Origin of the sequence: Parasegetibacter sp. NRK P23 (assembly GCF_023721715.1) — a bacterium.
Lineage (GTDB): Bacteria > Bacteroidota > Bacteroidia > Chitinophagales > Chitinophagaceae > Parasegetibacter.
Genome location: NZ_JAMDLG010000001.1, coordinates 541219 through 560693, shown reverse-complemented (window position 1 = coordinate 560693; position 19475 = coordinate 541219). Strand labels below are relative to the sequence as shown.

14 protein-coding genes and 1 tRNA gene are annotated in these 19475 nt (G+C 46.6%); 1 reads left to right on the top strand and 14 read right to left on the bottom strand.

Going from position 1 to position 19475, the window contains the following annotated elements; translation table 11 throughout:
* The 13 genes from M4J38_RS02225 to M4J38_RS02165 all read right to left on the bottom strand — a co-directional run bounded on the left by M4J38_RS02225 (nt 1) and on the right by M4J38_RS02165 (nt 12356).
* Complete coding sequence (locus M4J38_RS02225) at nt 1–1260, bottom strand: DUF4153 domain-containing protein (RefSeq protein WP_251757891.1); 1260 nt, start codon at nt 1258–1260, stop codon at nt 1–3.
* Nucleotides 1261–1353: 93 nt separating this feature from the next.
* Nucleotides 1354–1686, bottom strand: a complete 333-nt coding sequence (locus tag M4J38_RS02220; RefSeq protein WP_251757890.1) for a transcriptional regulator — start codon at nt 1684–1686, stop codon at nt 1354–1356.
* Nucleotides 1683–2300 (bottom strand): hypothetical protein, encoded by a 618-nt coding sequence (locus M4J38_RS02215; RefSeq protein ID WP_251757889.1) that lies wholly within the window; start codon nt 2298–2300, stop codon nt 1683–1685. Before M4J38_RS02215 ends, M4J38_RS02220 begins: the two co-directional genes overlap by 4 nt.
* Before the next feature lie 62 nt (nt 2301–2362).
* Nucleotides 2363–2800, bottom strand: coding sequence for an inner membrane protein YiaA (gene yiaA / locus M4J38_RS02210; protein ID WP_251757888.1), 438 nt, complete (start codon nt 2798–2800; stop codon nt 2363–2365).
* Between the two features lie 80 nt (nt 2801–2880).
* On the bottom strand, nt 2881–3444 hold the full coding sequence (locus M4J38_RS02205) for a Crp/Fnr family transcriptional regulator (protein ID WP_251757887.1): 564 nt from the start codon (nt 3442–3444) through the stop codon (nt 2881–2883).
* A 17-nt stretch (nt 3445–3461) separates the two neighbouring features.
* Nucleotides 3462–4475 carry a HipA domain-containing protein gene (locus M4J38_RS02200; protein ID WP_251757886.1) on the bottom strand — a complete coding sequence of 338 codons (1014 nt, stop codon included), beginning with the start codon at nt 4473–4475 and terminating at the stop codon, nt 3462–3464.
* Nucleotides 4456–4791, bottom strand: a complete 336-nt coding sequence (locus M4J38_RS02195) for a HipA N-terminal domain-containing protein (protein WP_251757885.1) — start codon at nt 4789–4791, stop codon at nt 4456–4458. The genes M4J38_RS02200 and M4J38_RS02195 overlap by 20 nt, the downstream gene beginning before the upstream one ends.
* A gap of 2 nt (nt 4792–4793) precedes the next feature.
* On the bottom strand, nt 4794–5027 hold the full coding sequence (locus M4J38_RS02190; protein ID WP_251757884.1) for a helix-turn-helix domain-containing protein: 234 nt from the start codon (nt 5025–5027) through the stop codon (nt 4794–4796).
* A 164-nt stretch (nt 5028–5191) separates the two neighbouring features.
* A complete protein-coding gene (locus M4J38_RS02185; protein WP_251757883.1) occupies nt 5192–8299 on the bottom strand; it encodes a type I restriction endonuclease subunit R in 3108 nt (1035 codons plus the stop codon).
* A 3-nt stretch (nt 8300–8302) separates the two neighbouring features.
* Entirely contained in the window at nt 8303–9310 is a 1008-nt protein-coding gene (locus M4J38_RS02180) for a hypothetical protein (RefSeq protein ID WP_251757882.1), read from the bottom strand.
* Nucleotides 9311–9312: 2 nt separating this feature from the next.
* Nucleotides 9313–10458 carry a restriction endonuclease subunit S gene (locus M4J38_RS02175; protein WP_251757881.1) on the bottom strand — a complete coding sequence of 382 codons (1146 nt, stop codon included), beginning with the start codon at nt 10456–10458 and terminating at the stop codon, nt 9313–9315.
* On the bottom strand, nt 10448–11968 hold the full coding sequence (locus tag M4J38_RS02170) for a class I SAM-dependent DNA methyltransferase (protein WP_251757880.1): 1521 nt from the start codon (nt 11966–11968) through the stop codon (nt 10448–10450). The genes M4J38_RS02175 and M4J38_RS02170 overlap by 11 nt, the downstream gene beginning before the upstream one ends.
* Nucleotides 11969–12282: 314 nt before the next feature.
* A tRNA-Asp gene (locus tag M4J38_RS02165) sits at nt 12283–12356 on the bottom strand.
* 76 nt (nt 12357–12432) lie between these two features.
* On the opposite strand from M4J38_RS02165, the gene M4J38_RS02160 reads away from it, so the two are divergent.
* Nucleotides 12433–13329, top strand: coding sequence for a glutamate--tRNA ligase family protein (locus tag M4J38_RS02160; protein WP_251757879.1), 897 nt, complete (start codon nt 12433–12435; stop codon nt 13327–13329).
* 2 nt (nt 13330–13331) lie between these two features.
* Here the strand turns inward: M4J38_RS02160 and M4J38_RS02155 are convergent, their stop codons facing one another.
* On the bottom strand, nt 13332–19463 hold the full coding sequence (locus tag M4J38_RS02155; protein ID WP_251757878.1) for a CARDB domain-containing protein: 6132 nt from the start codon (nt 19461–19463) through the stop codon (nt 13332–13334).
* Nucleotides 19464–19475 lie beyond the last annotated feature (12 nt).

Here is a 19475-nt window from a genome sequence, read left to right as displayed (position 1 = left end):
TTATTTGAATCCGAACAAAACAGGGAACAGGAATACTACAATGCCGGTCCATACAAAATACACGGGGAGGTAACGGCCCATAATTTTTTCCACTTCGGCTATACCCGTTTTTCCGGAAACAGCGCCGTATAACCTGGATGTTACGAGCAGCAGGTTCACCAGAATCAGCACATTGCCGCCCAGTACCGCCGCTCTGTTCGGGGTAATGCCCCATTCGGCGATCCGGAACCATATCGCTGATAATGCTATGCCGTTTACAACGATGGTAAGAATGGATAGCAGGAAGAGTATCCATAGTTCCCATTTACTTTTCACTTCGTTCGAACTGCCCGCGATGGAGAAGAAAATAATGGCCATTACACCCACCAGCAGCAGGTTAAAAAGCAAAAGGAATTCCCGGTCATTATAAGGGTCCTTTCCGGAATAAATAATAGCGCCCAGATAGATGAGCAGCATACCCATTACAACAGGGGCGAATATCCTGGCGATTACCGGCGATACTTTCCCTACCAGTTGCGGGTTCGCACGGATGAGGTACGTACCGATCAGCGGAACGGCAGGCAAACTGAATACTACGATATTATTGAAATATAATTTTTCGATGTTGAAACCGATCAGCGAAAAGAGTCCCACGGTTACCCCGGAGAGTATGCCACCGGCAATCAGCATCAATGCGCAGATCACCAGCAGATCGCCGTTGTAACGAAGGTAACCGATGCGTTTCTCCGGCTGGTTGATGCCGCCCGCGAATACGAAGCCCGTGAGCGACCAGAGGAAGAGCGGCAAATGGATACACGACAATTGTAGCGTATCACTTTTGTCGTCGCCCGGTGTCAGGTTGATGAAGAGCAATGCCGCCAGCATCAATCCAGTTACGAAAAGGAATTTTCCCGCGGGAACACGTTGTTCGCCTTTGCGCATTTCGCGGTAGGCGAAGAAGGCGGCCAGGAAAGGGAAGAGGATGAACCCGATGTTCCTGCTGTAAAAATGTTCCTCGTTCAGGCCGAAGATCGCGGGGAACTTAGCTACAGTTCCGGCAATAACCGCCGAAACGATTACAAACAAAAGGTCCTTCGGACTGCCCCAGGAAATATCGTCTTTCGTGGTATGCAATCTTTCGTGCCAGAAGCTGACCAGCGCGTTGTGTTTGATTTCCGGGTACAATTCCCTGAATGCTTTTCTGAAAGCGGTACGGTTCGACCGGTACAGTTTTTCCAGTTGTACCGGATCGGCGAGATGGGTGAGGATGTCCTGTTTCATAAATACATATTGATTGGATGGATGTTATTTTGAAAGAACTTTGATTTTCAAAGTGTACGGGTAAAAAAATATAGCGCGTTCTGTTTATAGTTTTTAATTGGGTGATGTGTTTTTCCCGGTTAACCCTTTGTTGCGTCGTTGAATAATGGCTTCCAGGGTTTGCAGGTGCCGGTCGAAGGCTTTCTTCCCGGTTTCGGTCATAAAATATTTTGTATTGGGTTTCTTTCCCACGAATGCTTTTTTCACGCCGATAAAATTTTCATTTTCCAGTGTTTTCAGGTTACTGGCCAGGTTGCCGTCCGTTACATCGAAATACGCTTTCAGCGAATTGAAATCAAGGGTGTCGTTCACCGCCAGCACCGACATAATACCCAGCCTGATGCGGTGTTCAAAAACCCGGTGTAAGCCATCTATCACTGTTTTCATCGTTCGTATCTGTAGTGCATGTATGCGCCGTAAATGATGTGTGCCACGCCAAAGCCGATGGCCCAGCACAGGAGGCCATACGCTACGAAACAGGTGCCTGCCAGTCCCAGCACGATCTGTATCACCCCAAGGCTTTTCATCTCCGCATACGTATACTTTCCCGCGTTGTACAGTGCGATGCCATAAAAGATCATGGAGAACGGCGCGAGGAATGCGATCATCCCTTTCCCGGCCAGGATCAATAGCAAAAGACCACCGGTAAGCAGGGGCAGGCCCATGTGGGAAACAAGTCTCCTAGCGGTAGAGTTCCATAACTTTTCTCCCCGCTTCACCGCGTTTCGTTTCGAGAGCAACACAGCGGTGCACACCGCCAGGAGCAATACCACCATGCCTACCGCCATCGACTTGAGCAGCACCGGCGATTCCAGCACATCCACGTCCTCCGCGGTCCCGGGGTTAAAAGAGAACAGTCCATAAATAATACCCGCCCCGGCCAGGGCGTAAATGCCTGCCATGATGCCCGATAGTCCCGAAAGGAACAGGAACCTGGAGGATTTCTCCATCAGGCTCCGCATCTCCGATATTTCCCGGATGTAATCCTGGTCATCTTTCATTTGAAAGTACTTTGGAAAACAAAGTTAATAGAAGAATCGGAATTTGCAAGGGGAGGGGAAAATTATTTTCCTCCCTCCGGATCGGTCGCCGGGTTATTTTTAACGGTGCCTTTCATATCGCGGGTATTTTTTTGAACGGCGATAGCGGCGAACATGCTGAGGGTGAACGACATGCCGTAAAATCCTTTTTCACTTTTTGTGAGGTCCGCGTTCCATAATCCGATGGTGAGCAGCAGGATAGACACGATAGTGGTGAACCAGGCGATGCCGTAATAAAGGTTGGTAACGGGAATGCCTTCCATCTGGTCGCGTACGGCTTTCTGAACGGAAATGGCGGAGAACAGTCCGAAAAGGAGCACAGTGAAGTAATAACCTTTTTCATTGAGTTCCATATCAGCGTTCCATAAACCGATATTGTAGGCGATCATGCCGGCGAGCAGTGCGATCCACGAAGCAGCGATAAATGCGGGTGAGGGTGGGAGTGGGGTTTGCTTTTCCATATGTATAATTTTATGGAGCAAATCTATTTTCCGCGCTTCGTTCCATTTTTGACAACCGTCAAAAAATGGGGAAGGGTTTGTTAAAGCTTCGCACGCACCCTGCTCAGTGTTTCCTGCGATAAACCCAGGTAGGAAGCTATATGCCCTAGTGGTACCCGTTCAATAATGTGTGGGGCCTGTTCCAGCAGCAACGCATACCGTTCGGCTGCCGTGCGGAACTGGGATTTTACGAAACGCTCTTCCAGTCGGATATAATATTTTTCATAAGCCATCCGGAGCAGCCTTTCTATGTTATGGTGCTTTTCACACAATTGCAGGAGTTTCTCCCTTGAAATACTCCAGAGGACTGATCCTTCCAGCAGTTGAATGTGCTCGGTGGCCGGTTGTTGTGTGCTGAAACTGTGAAAAGAGGTGACGAAATCATTTTCGAAACCGAACCAATGCGTGATCTCTTTTCCATCAGAGAGATAATAGCCCCTGATGCAGCCCTGCTCGAGGAAATACAGTTGACGGCAAATTTTTCCTTCTTCGATCAGGAAGGTGTTTTTGGTGAGGGTTAATGGCAGGAAAGCTTTTTCCAGGTCCTGTTGTGCGGCAGCTGAAAGCCGGTGTATGGTAGAAAGTTGTTGAAGAAGGGATTGCATGGTGTAAAAGGTTAAGGCTATTTTAATTGTAAACTACGCTGACGCTCTCTCATTACCCCTTTGTAAGCCAGTTGGGCGTCATCACTTAAAAAACTTCTTTCCACCAATGCTATGGCCTGATCAGTATTGTTCATCATTTCATTCATGGCCTTTCCTGCCAGTTCAGTATTTATGCCTGCTTTTTCAGCAAAAACGATAAATGAATTACGGGTATAAGTGCCGTAGCTGCGGTAAGATGCTTCTTCAAAATCTCCAGGATAGAGCCCATCGTGCAAAGCCAGTCTGCCATCATCGAGGTGCAGGGCTGTACAAAGCAGATCGTACGCTGGTGAAAGCGTGTAATCTCCATGACCGGTTTCCATGAGTGAAAAATTCTTGAGGTGTGCATCTCCGTTGCCGATGAGGTAGTTGAATACGACCAGCCGGAAAAACTCCAGCAATACTACGGGTGCAGCGGCAACATAATGATGGATCATTTCCGCGATATCCAGGTAGGAGGCATTGTACTTAAAATTGTCTCCTTCATTTTCAGGTGATTTCGCCAGCAATGTTGCGAAATCTTCCACATGATATTTGCCGCTGCCTTCAGGCTTATAATCAAAACGCCTGGTAATGTAACCAGGTGAACCATCTTGAAAAAAGAGCATACCACAGGCTGCTGTTCTTATGCCGAAAACCTGTCTGGCCATTTGCATGCTTACATGCTCGTTCGCTGGCAGATCGGTTATCCGGTCAAGCCTTTCAGCAGGTACAGGTTTTAAAATATGTGTGCCAGCCGTATCTGTTAGGGTAAGTTGGTTTCTGGTAAGTTTCAGGCTGTACTTTTCCTGAACCCCGCTGATGCTGATGCTTTTTCTTTTCTCATTGTATGTGCGGGTTTGTTCACTGTTCTTCCCCGGAGGATCAAATGGCAGTACATGGGAAACCTTTTTAGCGCGGCTGCCAAACAGCGTTTGTTGGGCAGCCGGACTGTAGCCGGAAAAACCAGGCTGCAATGTGCAGGGGCAATGTTTAATCGTTGGCAGGCTCATCAAGCTGTTTTATGGTAAGTGGTCCGATACTATCGCTTCCTGCAGTAGCGAGTAACAGGCCGAAATAATCATTTTCATCAATCTTCAGCAACCGGCATTGCAACGCTTTATTGGCGCCTTCGCTTAACCTGTTGACGAATGCGGGGAACAATACGTCGCTTTCGTAAGGTGAATCGCGGAGTGGTAAGGTTAAACTTACCGGGCGGCTACCGGGTCTTGTCAGGTATGTTTTGTCGTAAACAAACCTGTACTTCCCTTCCGATCGGGATAGGGTGCCCGCAAGTTGTTCGTTGTATAAAACCGCTGCCGCGCTCATGGTTATTTGATGTTAGATTTTGCAATGGGTTGTTTTAGCAGAAATTCGAGGTTCAGGCCGAGCGGGTCACTTAGTTTAAGGAGCGTTTCCAGTGATGGATTGGCTTTTCCCTGCTCTATGAGTTGGATCGTGCGCACACTGATGCCGGATAGGTCAGCAAGTTGGGATTGCAGGAGGTGCAGGATTTCTCTGCGTTCCTTTATTTTTTTGCCTAATTTTTGGATTGAATTGCGCATTATCCTTCGCTTTTGGCTGTAAAGATAATGCTTTGAATTTAAAATACATCTAAAAGCGAAGTATAGTTTGCTTTTGAAGAGAAATGCAATGTAAAAGCACACATTATGATCGGCGCTATAAAAAGAGCTTCTATGGAAGAAAAAAATTTGATGCAAACCGGTATTTACTGTTCACCTGAAATACTATTTCCCAATAATTTCGCTTGTTCTAGTATTGTTTTTACTGCGAAGTCTTGTTTTTCGGGGGGATAACCGTATTTTTTCAGTATTCGTTTAATCATTACACGCATTTTGGCCTGTACGCTTTCTTTCTTATCCCAATCTATGGTTACAGAATTGTTCACGCTTATCACCAATTCTCTTGCGATGGTTTTTAATATCTCATCACCCAATACCTGAACTGCACTGTCGCTTACTTCCAAGGCGTCGTAAAATGCCAGTTCTCTAAAATCTAGGTTCAGGTTTTCTCCGCGCTTATCGGCTTCTTTGATTGCTTTGGCCAATCTGATCAATTCTTCAATGATTTCCGCGGCTGTCAAAGCATTATTTTGGTAACGCTTGATTGCTTCCAGCAATAATTCTGAGAACTTTTTACTCTGTACGATATTTCTGGATGAACGCTGCTTAATTTCGTCATTAAGCAATCTTCTTAAAAGCTCTAAGGCTAAATTCTTTCGTGGCATATTTTTCAATTCTGCCATAAACTCGTCTGAAAGAATATTTAATCCTGATATTTCAGGGTTTTGCAAACCTGCTGCCTGGAAAATGTCAACAACTTCCGTTGAGATCAGTGCATCTGAAATAATTTGTCGGATGGCTGTTTCTACTTCTTCGTCTGTTCTCTTTTTCTTGCTTTCTCGTAGTTTGGTAATTCTTGCTTTGATGGCCTGGAAAAAACTCAAATCATCTCTTATCGCGAGGGCTTTTGGATGCGGAACCGAAATGGCAAATGCTTTGGATAGGTTGGAAACATTGGTGCTAAACCTTTCTTGGCCTTTGTCCAAACCTAAAATAAAGTCTGTTGCATCAAGCAGGAAAGTGAGCTTTTCCCTCGGTTGCAAACCGAAAAAACGTTTGTAGTCGAACCCGTGGAATATGGCGACTACTATTTCATACAGTTCTTCCATTTTAGCAACTGCTTCTTCCTGGTCAAACTCGATCTTGCCTTTGCCACCGCTTGACGTATAAACACTCAATGCTTTCTTCAGGTCTTGCGCTATGCCCAAGTAGTCTACGATCAAACCACCTTCTTTGTCTTTGAAAACCCTGTTTACCCTTGCGATGGCTTGCATCAGGTTATGGCCTGTCATTGGCTTGTCCACATACAAAGTATGCAAACATGGTGCATCAAAACCTGTTAACCACATATCTCGGACGATGACCAATTTTAACTCGTCTTTCGGATCTTTTAGTCGGTCGCCTATGGATTTCCTTCTTGGTTTATTACGAATATGCTCCTGCCAGTCCAATGGGTCGGAAGACGAGCCTGTCATAATAACTTTAATGGCTCCTTTGTCATCATCACCGCTATACCATTCGGGGCGGATTTTTATGATTTCGCTATGCAACGCCACACAAATTCTACGGCTCATACACACAATCATGCCTTTCCCGTCAAAGCCTTCGCTGCGTTGTTCATAATGCTTAACAAGGTCTGCGGCAACTTGCTTTAATCTTTTGTCGCTGCCTACTATGGCTTCTTGTTGTGTCCATTTGGCAAAGCGTTGTTGACGTTCGGTTAGCTCGTCTTCCTCGGTTACTTCTTCAATGCGTTGGTCAATGATTTCCTGCTCTTCCGGGTCCAATTCTATTTTGGCTAATCGATTTTCATAGAAAATGCGGACAGTCGCGCCGTCTTCAACAGCTTGTTGTATATCATAAATGTCCACATACTCACCAAAAATGGCTTGTGTGTTCTTGTCCTCTTTTTCAATGGGTGTGCCTGTGAAACCAATAAACGACGCATTGGGCAAAGCGTCCCGCATATGACGTGCGTAACCGTCGATGAAATCGTATTGGCTTCTGTGGGCTTCATCCGCAATCACTACTATGTTTCTGCGGTCGGATAATTTGGGATAGGTTGCCCCTTTTTCTTCAGGCATGAATTTTTGAATGGTGGTAAAAACCACACCGCCCGAAGGCACTGAAAGCAAACTTTGCAAATGGCTTCTGCTTTCTGCCTGAACCGGTGTTTGCCTGATGAGTTGCTGGCAGTTACTGAATGTTTCAAAAAGTTGTTGGTCAAGGTCGTTGCGGTCGGTAAGCACCACAATAGTCGGGTTGTTGAGTTGTGGCGTTACCACCATTTTGCCTGCATAAAAAACCATGCTCAGACTTTTGCCGCTGCCTTGTGTGTGCCAAACTACACCTGCTCGTTTGTCGCCCGAAACGGCTGCCGCTTTGATGGTAGAATGAATGGCTTTGTTTACGGCATAGTATTGATGGTAAGCCGCTATTTTCTTAACAGTTTTGTCTTTTGTTTTCTCAAAAACGATGAAATAGCGAATGATATCAATCAACGTTTTCTTCTCCAGCATTCCACTTAATACTACTTCCATTTCTACATTAGCATTGGGTGTAGCAAAAATGGAAGTCTGGTATTTTTCTTCATCTTCAGCTACTACATTACTCACAGGTTCTTCGGGAATTTTCCAACCACTAAAACGGCTGTAATCACTCGTAATGGTTCCCGCTTTGGCAAACCAACCGTCGGTAGCAATTAAAAAACTGTTGTAATTGAAAAGGGTAGGAATGGCTTGTTTGTAAGTCATCAACTGATTGTAAGCCGCTTTCAGGTCGGCTTTTTCATCTGTTGCGTTTTTGATTTCTATCACTACTAAAGGCAGGCCATTCACAAAAATGATTACATCAGGGCGTTTGTTGTGGTGGTTTTCAATGATGGTAAACTGATTGACTGCCGCAAAATCGTTGTTTTCGGGGTTTTGAAAATCAATCAACCACACTTTGAAGGTTTTGATTTGCTCGCCTTCTCTGCCTTTTACATCAACACCTTCGGTGATGAATGTATGAAATGCTTCGTTGTTGGCTAATAAATTGGTAGAAGGTATTCTTGAAATGTTGCGCAGAGCCTCTTCCCGTACTTCGGCAGGAATATCAGGATTGATTTTATCAATAGCGGCTTGCAAGCGGTTGGTTAAAACTACTTCGTTGTATGGGCGGTCAATGTTTGCACCGTAGAGTGTTTCATAACCATGCTGCTGCAAGGTTTGCAATGCCATTTTTTCTATTTCTTCTTCCGTAAGAATATTCATTGCCTAATATATTAAGGATTTTAGTTGTGCTTCTACCTTGGTGAAATCCGCGATAGAAAACTCTATATCCTGCGATTTGCTTACTACTTCAAATTTGTACTTGCCTCCAGCAATCTTTTTTTTGAAAAAACAAATAAGTGCGTTTGTTTCATGATCCTCTTGATAGAAATGTATAAATGGCGAAACAGGAAAGGCTATTTCATTAATTTGAGCGTAAATCTTAGAATTATTGAAGTCTTCCATTATCTCAATATAATTGTCTTTTTGAAGAATAATATTTTCTTTCTTACCGCCTAATGCGCTGCCATTGTATATTTCACATCTAGGAAGAAGTGGCATTGGCGCTTCGTAATAACGGAATAATTTTATCTTTTCGAAGCCAATTAGTTGATTTAGAATGCTACTTACTATTGGGTAGAGTTCGGAATAAAGTTTTCGTTGTTGTTGAGCCGTCTTTGCAGAAGCATGCGTAAAGCCATTTCTTTCTTGATTAAGCTTTCGGATGTCAGTTAAAGTTGATATTTGAATCAGCTTTGAACATTCAAAAGCAAATCCATTTTTTAGAATGTAATCAAGGATATTTTCAACTATATTTAATTTATCAAAAACTTTGTCTGAACAGAAAGTTTCATATTTTACTAGACCCAAATTTTTGAATGGTACCTTTCTGTAGTTTGCTTCTGCTACAACTAAACCAAAAATGAAAAATATTATTGCTTCCCAACAAGATTTGAGAAGGTCCAGGCGATGGTGGTCATTTTGATAATTATATTCTGCCTGATCTATATAATAAGCAATAGGAGTTGGAAAATTCTTTGTTATTCTGGAGAGTACAATTTGCGGATCAACGTTATATCTCTCAAGAGCCTGTATGTAAAAATCAATCTTGTAATTATACAGTACCTCACTAGCATTTAGTTCAAATTCTTCAATTGAAACTGGATAGTTCTCATTTAACCAAAGATTAAACTCTGGATTATCTTCGAATTTTATTTGTAATGATTTATCCATTTCTATAGTTTGATTTTACCGCTCATTAATTGAGGTAATAAGCTGTCTCTAATGGCAGAAAGGATTTTGTTTTCTTTTAAATTATCTTGAATCTTAACAAATAACGAGGTTGTGAAAGTTTCAAAAGAATTTAATACTTCATTTGGGGGAATAGGGATTACAATATTATTTAGAATCTCTGTCGTCAAGCTAGGGACAGCCGTCCCTACATTCATTGATGCGAGGTTTAAAGTTTGTAGTAGATGAAACAGATATTTTCCACTTTTCGGTAAATTGATCCTTGTATAAAACATCGTATCAACTGACCAAAATGGAGTATTGACGTAAAATAAATTACTTAGAGTGCCTTTCCTGGGAATTAAAATAGATTCTTTTTCATAAAGAGGCTTGTTAACATACCGCATAATACCCCCTGAGCCAAAAACTGGAATTATCCCTTCCTCAAGATGCTTATGGTCTTTACCATATTTGATTTCTAAAACATCCCCCAATGTCCCCACTTCCCAACTTACTGGAATATCCCCAAACTCGCTTTGTTTTAAGTTCCAGTCTGAACCAGGATAGTTAAAATTTACGAACCATTCCTTAAAAAGCGTTCGGGCTATTTCTTCAAGCGTTTGGTTGGTGGCAAGGTTGTTTTCGATTTTGTCGTCAAGGGATAATAAAATGAATGAAATCTTTTTTTGTATTGAATATTCAGGGCAGTCAATTATGAGTTTACGTAATTCCGATTGCTTTATCCCTGTAACTGTTGTTCCTGTTTCTCGTTCTTTTAATCTTCTTTGTCCAACAGAAGACTGAAGAAAGTATTTTAAATATCCACTATCGAGGACACCTGTTTTACCCCTTAGAGTTATTATTCTTTGAGCTAAAGCAATATTTTCATCTTTAATTTGGGCAACTTCACCTAAAGGTGCTTCCACTGTTAAAACAACATCACCGATTTTTGGCAACCCACGAGTCATCCATTCATTGTAGTCTTCTTCGGCAATAAATTCGTTAGGTGCTTCAATAAATCCATTTTTTACAATTTTGGCTGTAACTAATGGGATGCCCTTTTCCACTTTTTTAGGTGTCTTGCCCCTGTAATCAATTAATGCGTCTAAGCTATCTTCCAAGACTAATTGCCGCCACTCGTTAGAACTCATATCCAATTCCTTTTAGGTTTTCACGAATGATATTTTCTAATGCATTGTCTTTGTCAAATTGCTCAGCAAGTTTGGCAGTAAGGCTTCGCATTTTTTCATCAAAAGGCATATCGTCTGTTTGCTCGTCTTCGGTGCCTACATATCTGCCGGGCATCAGCACAAAGTTGTTTTGGCGTACTTCTTCTAAAGTGGCAGATTTGCAAAAGCCTACTATATCCGCATACCCGCCATTTAGGTTTCTCCATTTATGATAGGTGCTGCTGATCAGGTCAATATCTGTCTGTTCTAACACACGGTTTCGCCTGTTGATCATTTTGCCCATTTTGCGGGCATCAATAAACAGGATTTCATTTTCACGGTTACGAAATTTTCCATTGGTTTTGTTCTTTGCCAAAAACCACAATGAAGCTGCAATAGTGGTATTGTAGAACAAGTTGGCCGGAAGCGTAACCATGCAGTCCACCAATCGCGCTTCAATCATATTTTTTCTGATTTCGCCTTCGCTGCCTGTATTGCTGTTCATGCTGCCGTTTGCCAATACAATACCTGCCGTGCCTGTTGGGCTTAGTTTGTGAATGAAGTGTTGCAACCAGGCATAGTTCGCGTTGCCCACTGGCGGAACGCCATATTGCCACCGCACATCATCACGCAGTTTCTGGCCATTCCAATCGCTGATGTTAAACGGTGGATTGGCAATAATAAAATCGGCTTTCAGGTCGGGGTGTAAGTCGTTGGTAAAAGTATCGCCAAATTGTATGTTGGCGTCAATGCCACGAATGGCAAGGTTCATCTTTGCCAATTTTACGGTAGTTGGGTTGCTTTCTTGTCCGTAAATACTCAGGTCGCCAATTTTGCCCTGGTGGCTTTCAATGAATTTTTCGCTCTGCACAAACATGCCACCGCTACCACAACAGCCGTCATAAATTCTGCCTTTGTAGGGCTCAAGCATCTCCACCAATATTTTCACAATGCTTTGCGGTGTGTAGAATTGTCCACCGTTTTTGCCTTCGGCGTCGGCAAACATTCCTAAGAAGTATTCATACACTTGTCCAAGAATGTCTTTGCCTTCGTGTCCACCGCCAAACCCGATTTTACTGATCAGATCAATGAGTTCGCCCAAACGTTGTTTGTCAAGGTCGGGATCGGCATAGTTTTTAGGCAATACGCCTTTTAAGCTGTCGTTGATTTTTTCAATGCTGTCCATGGCCTGGTCAATCAGAATACCTATTTCAGGCTGTTTGGCATTGTCTCTCAAAAAAGTCCAACGTGCTTTTTCAGGAACATAAAACACATTTTCAGCCAAATACTCGTCTGGGTCTTCGGGGTTTGCACCTTCATATTCCCCCTGTCCTTCTTGTAATTTCTGGTGTAGTTCAGCAAAAGCGTCCGAAATGTATTTCAGGAAAATAAGTCCCAAAACAACGTGTTTGTATTCTGCCGCATCCATATTGCTGCGCAACTTGTCAGCCGCGGCCCATAGGGTCTTTTCAATTTCTCTTATGTCACTCATTATTTGTATTTCGATTATTTATTGGGTGTAGAATGGATGTACGCTGATTCAGGTTTATGTATGCAGGATAGGTGGTTGTTGGTATCAGGTTGAATTAGTCATTAAGCTGTGCTCACTAAGTGCTCAAATCTATGAAAACCAATCCTGTTTTCAGAACAGATTTTTGTTTGGACTTGCGTTTATGGTATCTGGGTGTAAAAAAGTTCTTTATTTGATTGTTTTTTAATGAACTATACCATTCTTGGTAATTGTTTTTTCGACTGTTACGGCACTATTCGGGAATAAAAAAAGCGCCTCAAATGAGACGCTTTCCGCGGACCGGACGGGACTCGAACCCGCGACCTCCGCCGTGACAGGGCGGCATTCTAACCGACTGAACTACCGATCCTTCAGTGGGTTGCAAATATAAAAACAATTGATGCAAAAAAACAAATCCCGATCTTGCAGCCACAGAAATTTTCTCCATGCAGCAACGCGCACTTACCCGTTTCGCTCCCACGCCCAGCGGATTCCTGCACCTCGGGAACATCTTCTCCTTCGCCATCACCAACGCCATCGCTCACCAATCGGGCGCGGAGCTACTCCTCCGCATCGATGACCTGGATCGTGAAAGAATGCGCCCGGAATATGTAAATGATATTTTCGAAACCCTTCATTTCCTGGGTATCCAATGGAAAAGAGGGCCAAATGACGCCGCGGATTTTGAACAGCATTTCTCCCAATTGCACCGCACAACGCTTTACCAGGAAAAGCTGGATCAACTCCACAACAAAGGTTTGCTCTTCGCCTGCAATTGCTCACGTACACAACTACTCGCGGACAACAAAGAAGGTGTCTACTCCGGTAGATGCCGCCATAAACAAATTCCGCTGAACACACCCGGCGTTAACCTCCGCATATACACCGACGACAGAACTATAAAGGTGAACAGTTGCGATGGAACACAAGTGAATACTACCCTGCATCCGTCCATGAAAGATTTTGTGGTGCGCAAAAAAGATGACATGGCCGCGTATCAACTTGCTTCTCTCGCAGATGATATTCACTTTGGCGTGGACCTCATCGTAAGGGGAACCGACTTATGGCCCTCCACACTTGCGCAGCTGTACCTTGCTGATGTGCTGGAAGAACAAACTTTCCAGGATACAGCTTTCTTCCATCATGCCCTTATCCCCAACAGCAATGGAGAAAAACTCTCTAAATCGGCGGGAGATACTTCCATTCGTTTCTGGCGCGAAAAAGGATATGCCGGGCAAGCGGTATTGTCCATGCTTGCCCGGCATTCAGGGTTGGAGAAGGAACCTGCTTCCTGGGAAGCGCTCTGCGAAGCGATTACCCATTGCAGTTGGTTCCCCCGCTGAGTTTATTGTTTCAGCAACAGTTGCTTCTGTTTGCTGCCATCCCTTCCTTCAAATTCTATCACATAAGTGCCATTGGCCAACTGACTCACCGGTATTCTTTCAATGGAACTTCCGGTGCGCCGCTGCTGCAACAGTTTGCCATCCATCCCGTAAATACGGATTGTTCCATTTGCTTCCACCCCAGTGATGGTGATGAAGTGTTGCGCCGGGTTGGGATAAAGGGAGAAGGTGGCTGTGCCCGTTGCTATCCACCTGGTGGGGGAGTAGGTGAAACTGCCATCCCTGTCCACCATTTTCAGGCGGTAATAATGTTTGCCATGGCCAAAAGGTTCGTGTCGGAAACGGTAGGCGTTGTTACCTGGTATATTGAGCGCCGACACACGTCCGGCTGAATCGAATGTGTTGCCGTTCCTGCTATATTCAATTACAAAATGACTGGTTTGTATTTCATCTGAAGTGTTCCATTCCAGCAATGCACTGCCGTCTCTTTGTGTGGCGGTGAAGCGGAGCAGCGTAAGCGGTAAGGCCGATGTGCTGCTGGTTACCGTGAACGGAGAGAAACCGGTGAAGCCTGCCTGGGTTTTGATCCACCGGGTTTCCGGGTCGGTAGACGGCGCTCCGGGCGTGCCGAACTGCCAGCCATTGGAGAAATGCGCGGTACGCGACTGGTTGCGGTCGAACACCGGCGTTTCATGGTCCGTGTTCCAGTAGAAACTGAGGGTTACATTGCTGCCGCCAGGCGTGGTTTCTTCTATCAGCCAGGTGCGGTTCACCACTTCCGTTCTTACGGTATCGCCGCTCATGCCGTTGCGGAGCACGTAAGGACGCACGGCTACCGAGAACTGGTCGGGCGTTCCGCTGTTGGCGATCTTCACGAAATTACTGTTCTGCGTGGTGGCGCCTACGGGGAAGATGTTCTCGTTGTTGTTATTGGCGATCTTCAGTTTGCCCGTGCCGTTGGTGACGATAAAATGATTGGTATCGAAGTTCAGGATATTGCCGTTCACCACCATATCGTAGTCACCCAGAACAAGTTTGCCGCCGATCCATCCGGGAAGTTGTTGCGGCAGACCGTTCTGCATGTCGAGGTCGCCTGAAACGGAGAGGTTGCTGCGCAGGTTCATGGTGGTGCTGAAACGCAGGGTATCCTTGTTGTTGTTAAGGTCAAACTCTATTGGGGTGCAACGAACGATTTCGGTTACCACCATGCCTTTTTCGATATCGAACAGCAGTTTTCTGGAAACAGTAATCTCTGTTTGTGCGGCCAGGGATATCTGTATGCTGTCGATAGCGGAGAGTGCGTCGCCTTCATCGTACACCATGAATTTCACCCATGCACTGCCTGACTGTGTGCCGAAGTTGCGGATGAGCCAGGAAACGGTAACACTGTCGCCGGAACGGAAACCGTATGGGTTGAAGCTGATGGCGCCGGCGGTTTTTCTACCCAGGTCGGGTGCGTCGCCAACGATCATGGTTCTGGTGGCCATATTGTTGTCTTCTCTTTCTTCATCGGCGGTATTGCCGGGGTCGGCGATCAGTTTCATCACTTTTACGCCGGAGATCGTGGAGGAATAGGTGGCCGTTGCCGCCACGGTAGTGTCTCTTCCGGGCTGGAGGATGCCTACGGGAACATCGGCCCCAAGTTGAATATCGTCCATGAGGAAGCGGAGCACGGTGGCTTCTGAAGGTTTACCGCCGAGGTTCCTTACAGTGCCCACCAGCGTAATGTTCTGGCCGGGTGCTGGATTCAGACTACTTGGTGAAATGTATTGCGAGAGTACTTCAAAATCCTGTTTGCTGTCCACCACGCGGATGTGGAAGCTGCCGCTGTTGTTGGTTTCGTTGTCTTCGCAGATGGTATTCAAAGTATCTGCTGTTACTGTTACTACGTAATTGCCGGGCATAGAGAATGTTTGCGTGAAAGAAGCGTATCCCGCGAATGGTTCTCCCGCTTTTACGATGGCGATTTCATCTCCGCCGATCCTGTTGCCGTTCAGCGTAAACCTTACGGTTACATGACGCACATCTCTTGCGCCCATGTTACGGATGGCTGCGAAGAAGGTGCCGGGCGTATTTACACGGATCACCGCGGGGTTGGACGCGGATCCGATCTCCTGCGGCAGTTGATAAGGTTGTAGTTCAGCGCCCAGTACAATTTGCCTGGAGTTGTTGCTTTCAGAAGATTCCGTAACCTGGAGGTCCACATCCGCGAAAGCGGTAACGGTTACGCCGCAGTCTTTGTCGCTCGTGGTTACCGTATATGGATCGGATTGAACAGTGAAGAACGCTTCTTCTCCAATGCCGCCGACATTAACTTTTGCGCCCAGTGGTGTGCCGTTCACTTCGAAGCCTACTTTGAATGCTCCGGTAGCGATGCCGGTGTTCCTGATCCTTGCCTGGAAGGTTACCGCCGAGCCAACAGACAATCCTGAAGCAGCAGGTGTAAGTGAAACAATGGTGAGGTCCGGTTGCGGAACCACTACTGTGGCGAGGAACACATTGTTGTTTTCTTCGGTTTCAGTTACGGCCCCGGGCTCATCGGTCACAATTTTCAGGATATGCGTACCCGGTGTCATATTGGGATTCTGGTATTGAATGGTAGTAGAGGTACCTCCGGCCAACGATGATACATTGGTGGTTTGCACCAGTGTGCTGCTGCCGCCGGGAATGGAATCGTACACCCGTACCACGTGAGCGCCCGCGGGTCCGCATTTGATGTTCGCGTTGCTGAAGCTGAAGGACGTAAACTTCGTTTGCGCAAAATTTTGAATGGTAAGGTCCGGAAGATTCGGCTGCGCGTTGATGGTGCCCCCGCCGCTTGCCGACATGGGGATGTTCACGCCTTTGTACAGCGAACTTGGAATTTGCCGGTATTCCACATACGTATAACTCAGTTCTCCGCGCACCGTCACCGGTGTGGTAGAACTCAGCGGAACGGAATAGGGGATGATGCGCACTTCTCCGGGACCGTGGGAATTATCGGCGCTGGTGATCGTTTCCACCAAAACATCATTGATGTATACACGAAGTACATCGTTCCTGATCTCGTCGAAGAGGCACCACATGTTGTTAAGGTCACGTTCCCTGTATTTCACCGTGAAGGTTACGCTCGCGGTACTGCCCACTACATTGCTGCACGGATTGGAGCTGCCTATGGCAGCGGTGATGCCGCCATTGGAAGGTGGTTGCACGCAGGGGTTGGTAGTGGGGCAGGGTACGGCCAGACTGTAATATTTTTGCGCGCTCGTGAAAGTGAAGTCTGTAACCTGGGCGTAGTAACTGAAGTTGCCGCCGCAGGAAATGCCGGAATGCAGGAAGCTGAACTGGCCCGAAGCGTTGGTGGTGGTATAGAAAGTATCCGTTCCGTAGAAGATGCTTACTTCCGCGCCGGCCACGGGTATATTACTGCCGAAGCCATCATAGGTGGCCGTTCCTGTGATCAGCGCTTTCAGTTGCGGACATTGCTGCAGAGATGCGGAGGTGTTCACGATGATACCACCGGGTAATGCGGGCGTGCCCACCGTTACGGGCCTGATGGCGTAGTTGTTGAGTACATTGGTTTCTCCAAGCGTATTGCTGCTGTCGATCCATACTTTGATGGGATAGAAGCCATCGGCCGGAAAACTGAAGGTATGCGTGATGGTAGCCGAGGAGTTTCCACCGATAGCGGGAATGGTACCGTTGCCGATAAGGATGGTGTCGCGGTAGAAGGAGATGGGCACATTGGTTACCGGCACTACCGTACTGTTGAGTATGGTGGCGGTAACGGTGAATACATCTCCGGGGCCGGGATTGTTTTTACTGAAGCTGATGTTGTTGGCGAAGATGCGGAGGTCGGTGGTTTCATCCGTTACCAGGGGGCCTGTTTTGTAGGTGGTTTCAAAGGTATTGCCGTTGGCATCTGTGGCGAAAAACTTATAGCCGGCGGTGGTATTGTTGATTTGGTGCGTGAACGTGTAGGTGTATACTACGCCGGTCGTATAATCGTTGCTGTTGCCTTCTTTCACCATATTAAAAATCCCTTCATCCAGGTCGTTGAAATCCTGGTCCCCGTTCAGGTCGATGCCCAGGCGGGGGTGTCCGGGTTGCGGTGCCAGGTTGTTGGGATGCTGGTACAGGATGCGGTAAGTAAAGTCGCCGGTTTGTCCTGTGGCGGGTGAAACGCCCGCATTGTTGTAAGTCGCGTTGTTCAGGTATTGCAGTGCGGGAGGCGCACCGGGCGTATAACCGCTGCCGCTTACCGCAGTGGTCACTGAATCCACACCATTGGTGGTGGAGGTGATTTTGAGTTGGGCCGAGAAATTGCCTACGCTTCCCGGTGTAAAGGTTACGGGCAGTACCATGGTTCCGTTTGCCGCAATGGTAGTTCCGGTAGAAACGTTGCTGGTAAACGCCGGATCGCTGAATGCTACATTTCCGAACACAACGGGCAGGTTACCCGTGTTGCGGATGGTGAAGTTGAAGGTTGCGCCTGATCCTGTCGCGATATTGCCAAACTGGTGTCCGCCTGCGGGTTCTATGCTCCAGCTGGCGGTGGCGGCGATGCCTGTTCCCTGCAATACGGCACTGTAACGTCCGGCGGTGGTAGTGAGTACGATAGAATCAGTGAATGTACCGGCTGCATTGGGTTGGAACCGGATGCGTATGGTATCGGAGGATTGCGCGGGTATAATAATGGGCGCGCTGCGCAATGTACTGAATACACCCCCGATGGTGATGGATTGAATGCTTTGACTGGTGGCGCTGTTGTTGGTAACAACCAGTTCCTGTTCCGAGATCGTATTCTCCGGAACATTTGTATAATGAAGGGTATCGGAGGAAAGGGCCATCTGGTCCGTATAAAACTCCGCGGTGGCGGTAATGCTCCAGGCGCCTTCCTGGTTGCGGGTGCGCAGGTAGATGCGGTGGTTACCGTTACTCAGTCCGGAGGTATTGATGTTGGTGGAAATATTGCTCAGGTCCGTACCTGGTGTTATGGGGATCATTGTTCCCGCGCCCTGGCCCGGATCGGTATCTATAAAATATTCCGCCGCCACAATGTTTTGTGGTGTGGCAGGTGTTGCAGGATAGGAGATGTCTTCATTCACAATAAAATCTTTCACCTGCACCATGCTCCAGCTTCCCTCATTGTTGCGTATCCTGATGTACAGTCGGTGGGTGCCGAGGCTCAATCCTGCGGTGTTCGTAGTTACCGTCAGGTTACTGATATCGGTAGCCGGCGTTATGTTGATGGCCGTTCCTGCTCCGGTGCCTGGATCTGTATCTATAAAATATTCTGCGGCTACAATGTTTTGCGCTGTTGGTGGTGTGGAGGGATAACCCGGATCGGCATCCACGATAAAGTCCCGCACCTGTGTGATGCTCCAGCTTCCTTCCTGGTTGCGTGTGCGGAGGTAAAGGCGGTGCGTGCCCAATGATAGGCCTGCTGTATTAATGGAAGTTGAAATGTTATTAATGTCAGTACCCGGCGTAATAAGCACCGCGGTTCCAGCTCCCGTACCCGGATCGGTATCAATAAAATATTCCGCGGCCACAATATTTTGTGCTGCGGAAGGTGCGGGTGGGTAACCGGCGTCGAAATCGACGATAAAATCACGTACCTGCGTAATGCTCCATGCGCCTTCCTGGTTGAGTGTGCGCAGGTAAAGGCGGTGCGTGCCATTCGTTAAACCGGCAACGTTCACCACTACGGCCACATCCTGTAGTGCAACACCAGGTGTTACGGTAATGGACGTTCCGGCCCCCACACCGGGATCTGTATCTATAAAATATTCCGCGGCCACAATGGGTAGCGCCGCGGAAGGTGTGCTTTGGTAAACGATATCCTGGTCGTAAAGGAAATCATGCACGTGTGTAAGGCTCCATCTTCCCTCCGTGTTCCTCACTCTTATGTATAACCGGTGAATGCCGTTGCTTAACCCGCTCACGTTTATCCCAGCGTTCATCGCGCTGATATTGACCGCCTGTGTAATGGCTATCGGCGTTCCCGCTCCGAACCCCGGATCGGTATCAATAAAATATTCCGCTGCCGTAATATTTCCCGCCGCAGCCGGTGCTGCCGCATATTCCGGGTCCTGTGCATACGCAAACACGCTGCATACCAGCAACACTATCGTGTATAAATACTTTTTCATGTAAATGGGTTT

What these genes read in the sequence shown, in the direction of transcription:
- M4J38_RS02185 (WP_251757883.1), bottom strand. Translation starts at nt 8,299, where the DNA reads ATGAATATTCTTACGGAAGAAGAAATAGAAAAAATGGCATTGCAAACC.
- M4J38_RS02205 (WP_251757887.1), bottom strand. Translation starts at nt 3,444, where the DNA reads ATGCAATCCCTTCTTCAACAACTTTCTACCATACACCGGCTTTCAGCT.
- M4J38_RS02180 (WP_251757882.1), bottom strand. Translation starts at nt 9,310, where the DNA reads ATGGATAAATCATTACAAATAAAATTCGAAGATAATCCAGAGTTTAAT.
- M4J38_RS02215 (WP_251757889.1), bottom strand. Translation starts at nt 2,300, where the DNA reads ATGAAAGATGACCAGGATTACATCCGGGAAATATCGGAGATGCGGAGC.
- yiaA (WP_251757888.1), bottom strand. Translation starts at nt 2,800, where the DNA reads ATGGAAAAGCAAACCCCACTCCCACCCTCACCCGCATTTATCGCTGCT.
- M4J38_RS02225 (WP_251757891.1), bottom strand. Translation starts at nt 1,260, where the DNA reads ATGAAACAGGACATCCTCACCCATCTCGCCGATCCGGTACAACTGGAA.
- M4J38_RS02200 (WP_251757886.1), bottom strand. Translation starts at nt 4,475, where the DNA reads ATGAGCCTGCCAACGATTAAACATTGCCCCTGCACATTGCAGCCTGGT.
- M4J38_RS02175 (WP_251757881.1), bottom strand. Translation starts at nt 10,458, where the DNA reads ATGAGTTCTAACGAGTGGCGGCAATTAGTCTTGGAAGATAGCTTAGAC.
- M4J38_RS02170 (WP_251757880.1), bottom strand. Translation starts at nt 11,968, where the DNA reads ATGAGTGACATAAGAGAAATTGAAAAGACCCTATGGGCCGCGGCTGAC.
- M4J38_RS02195 (WP_251757885.1), bottom strand. Translation starts at nt 4,791, where the DNA reads ATGAGCGCGGCAGCGGTTTTATACAACGAACAACTTGCGGGCACCCTA.
- M4J38_RS02160 (WP_251757879.1), top strand. Translation starts at nt 12,433, where the DNA reads ATGCAGCAACGCGCACTTACCCGTTTCGCTCCCACGCCCAGCGGATTC.
- M4J38_RS02190 (WP_251757884.1), bottom strand. Translation starts at nt 5,027, where the DNA reads ATGCGCAATTCAATCCAAAAATTAGGCAAAAAAATAAAGGAACGCAGA.
- M4J38_RS02155 (WP_251757878.1), bottom strand. Translation starts at nt 19,463, where the DNA reads ATGAAAAAGTATTTATACACGATAGTGTTGCTGGTATGCAGCGTGTTT.
- M4J38_RS02220 (WP_251757890.1), bottom strand. Translation starts at nt 1,686, where the DNA reads ATGAAAACAGTGATAGATGGCTTACACCGGGTTTTTGAACACCGCATC.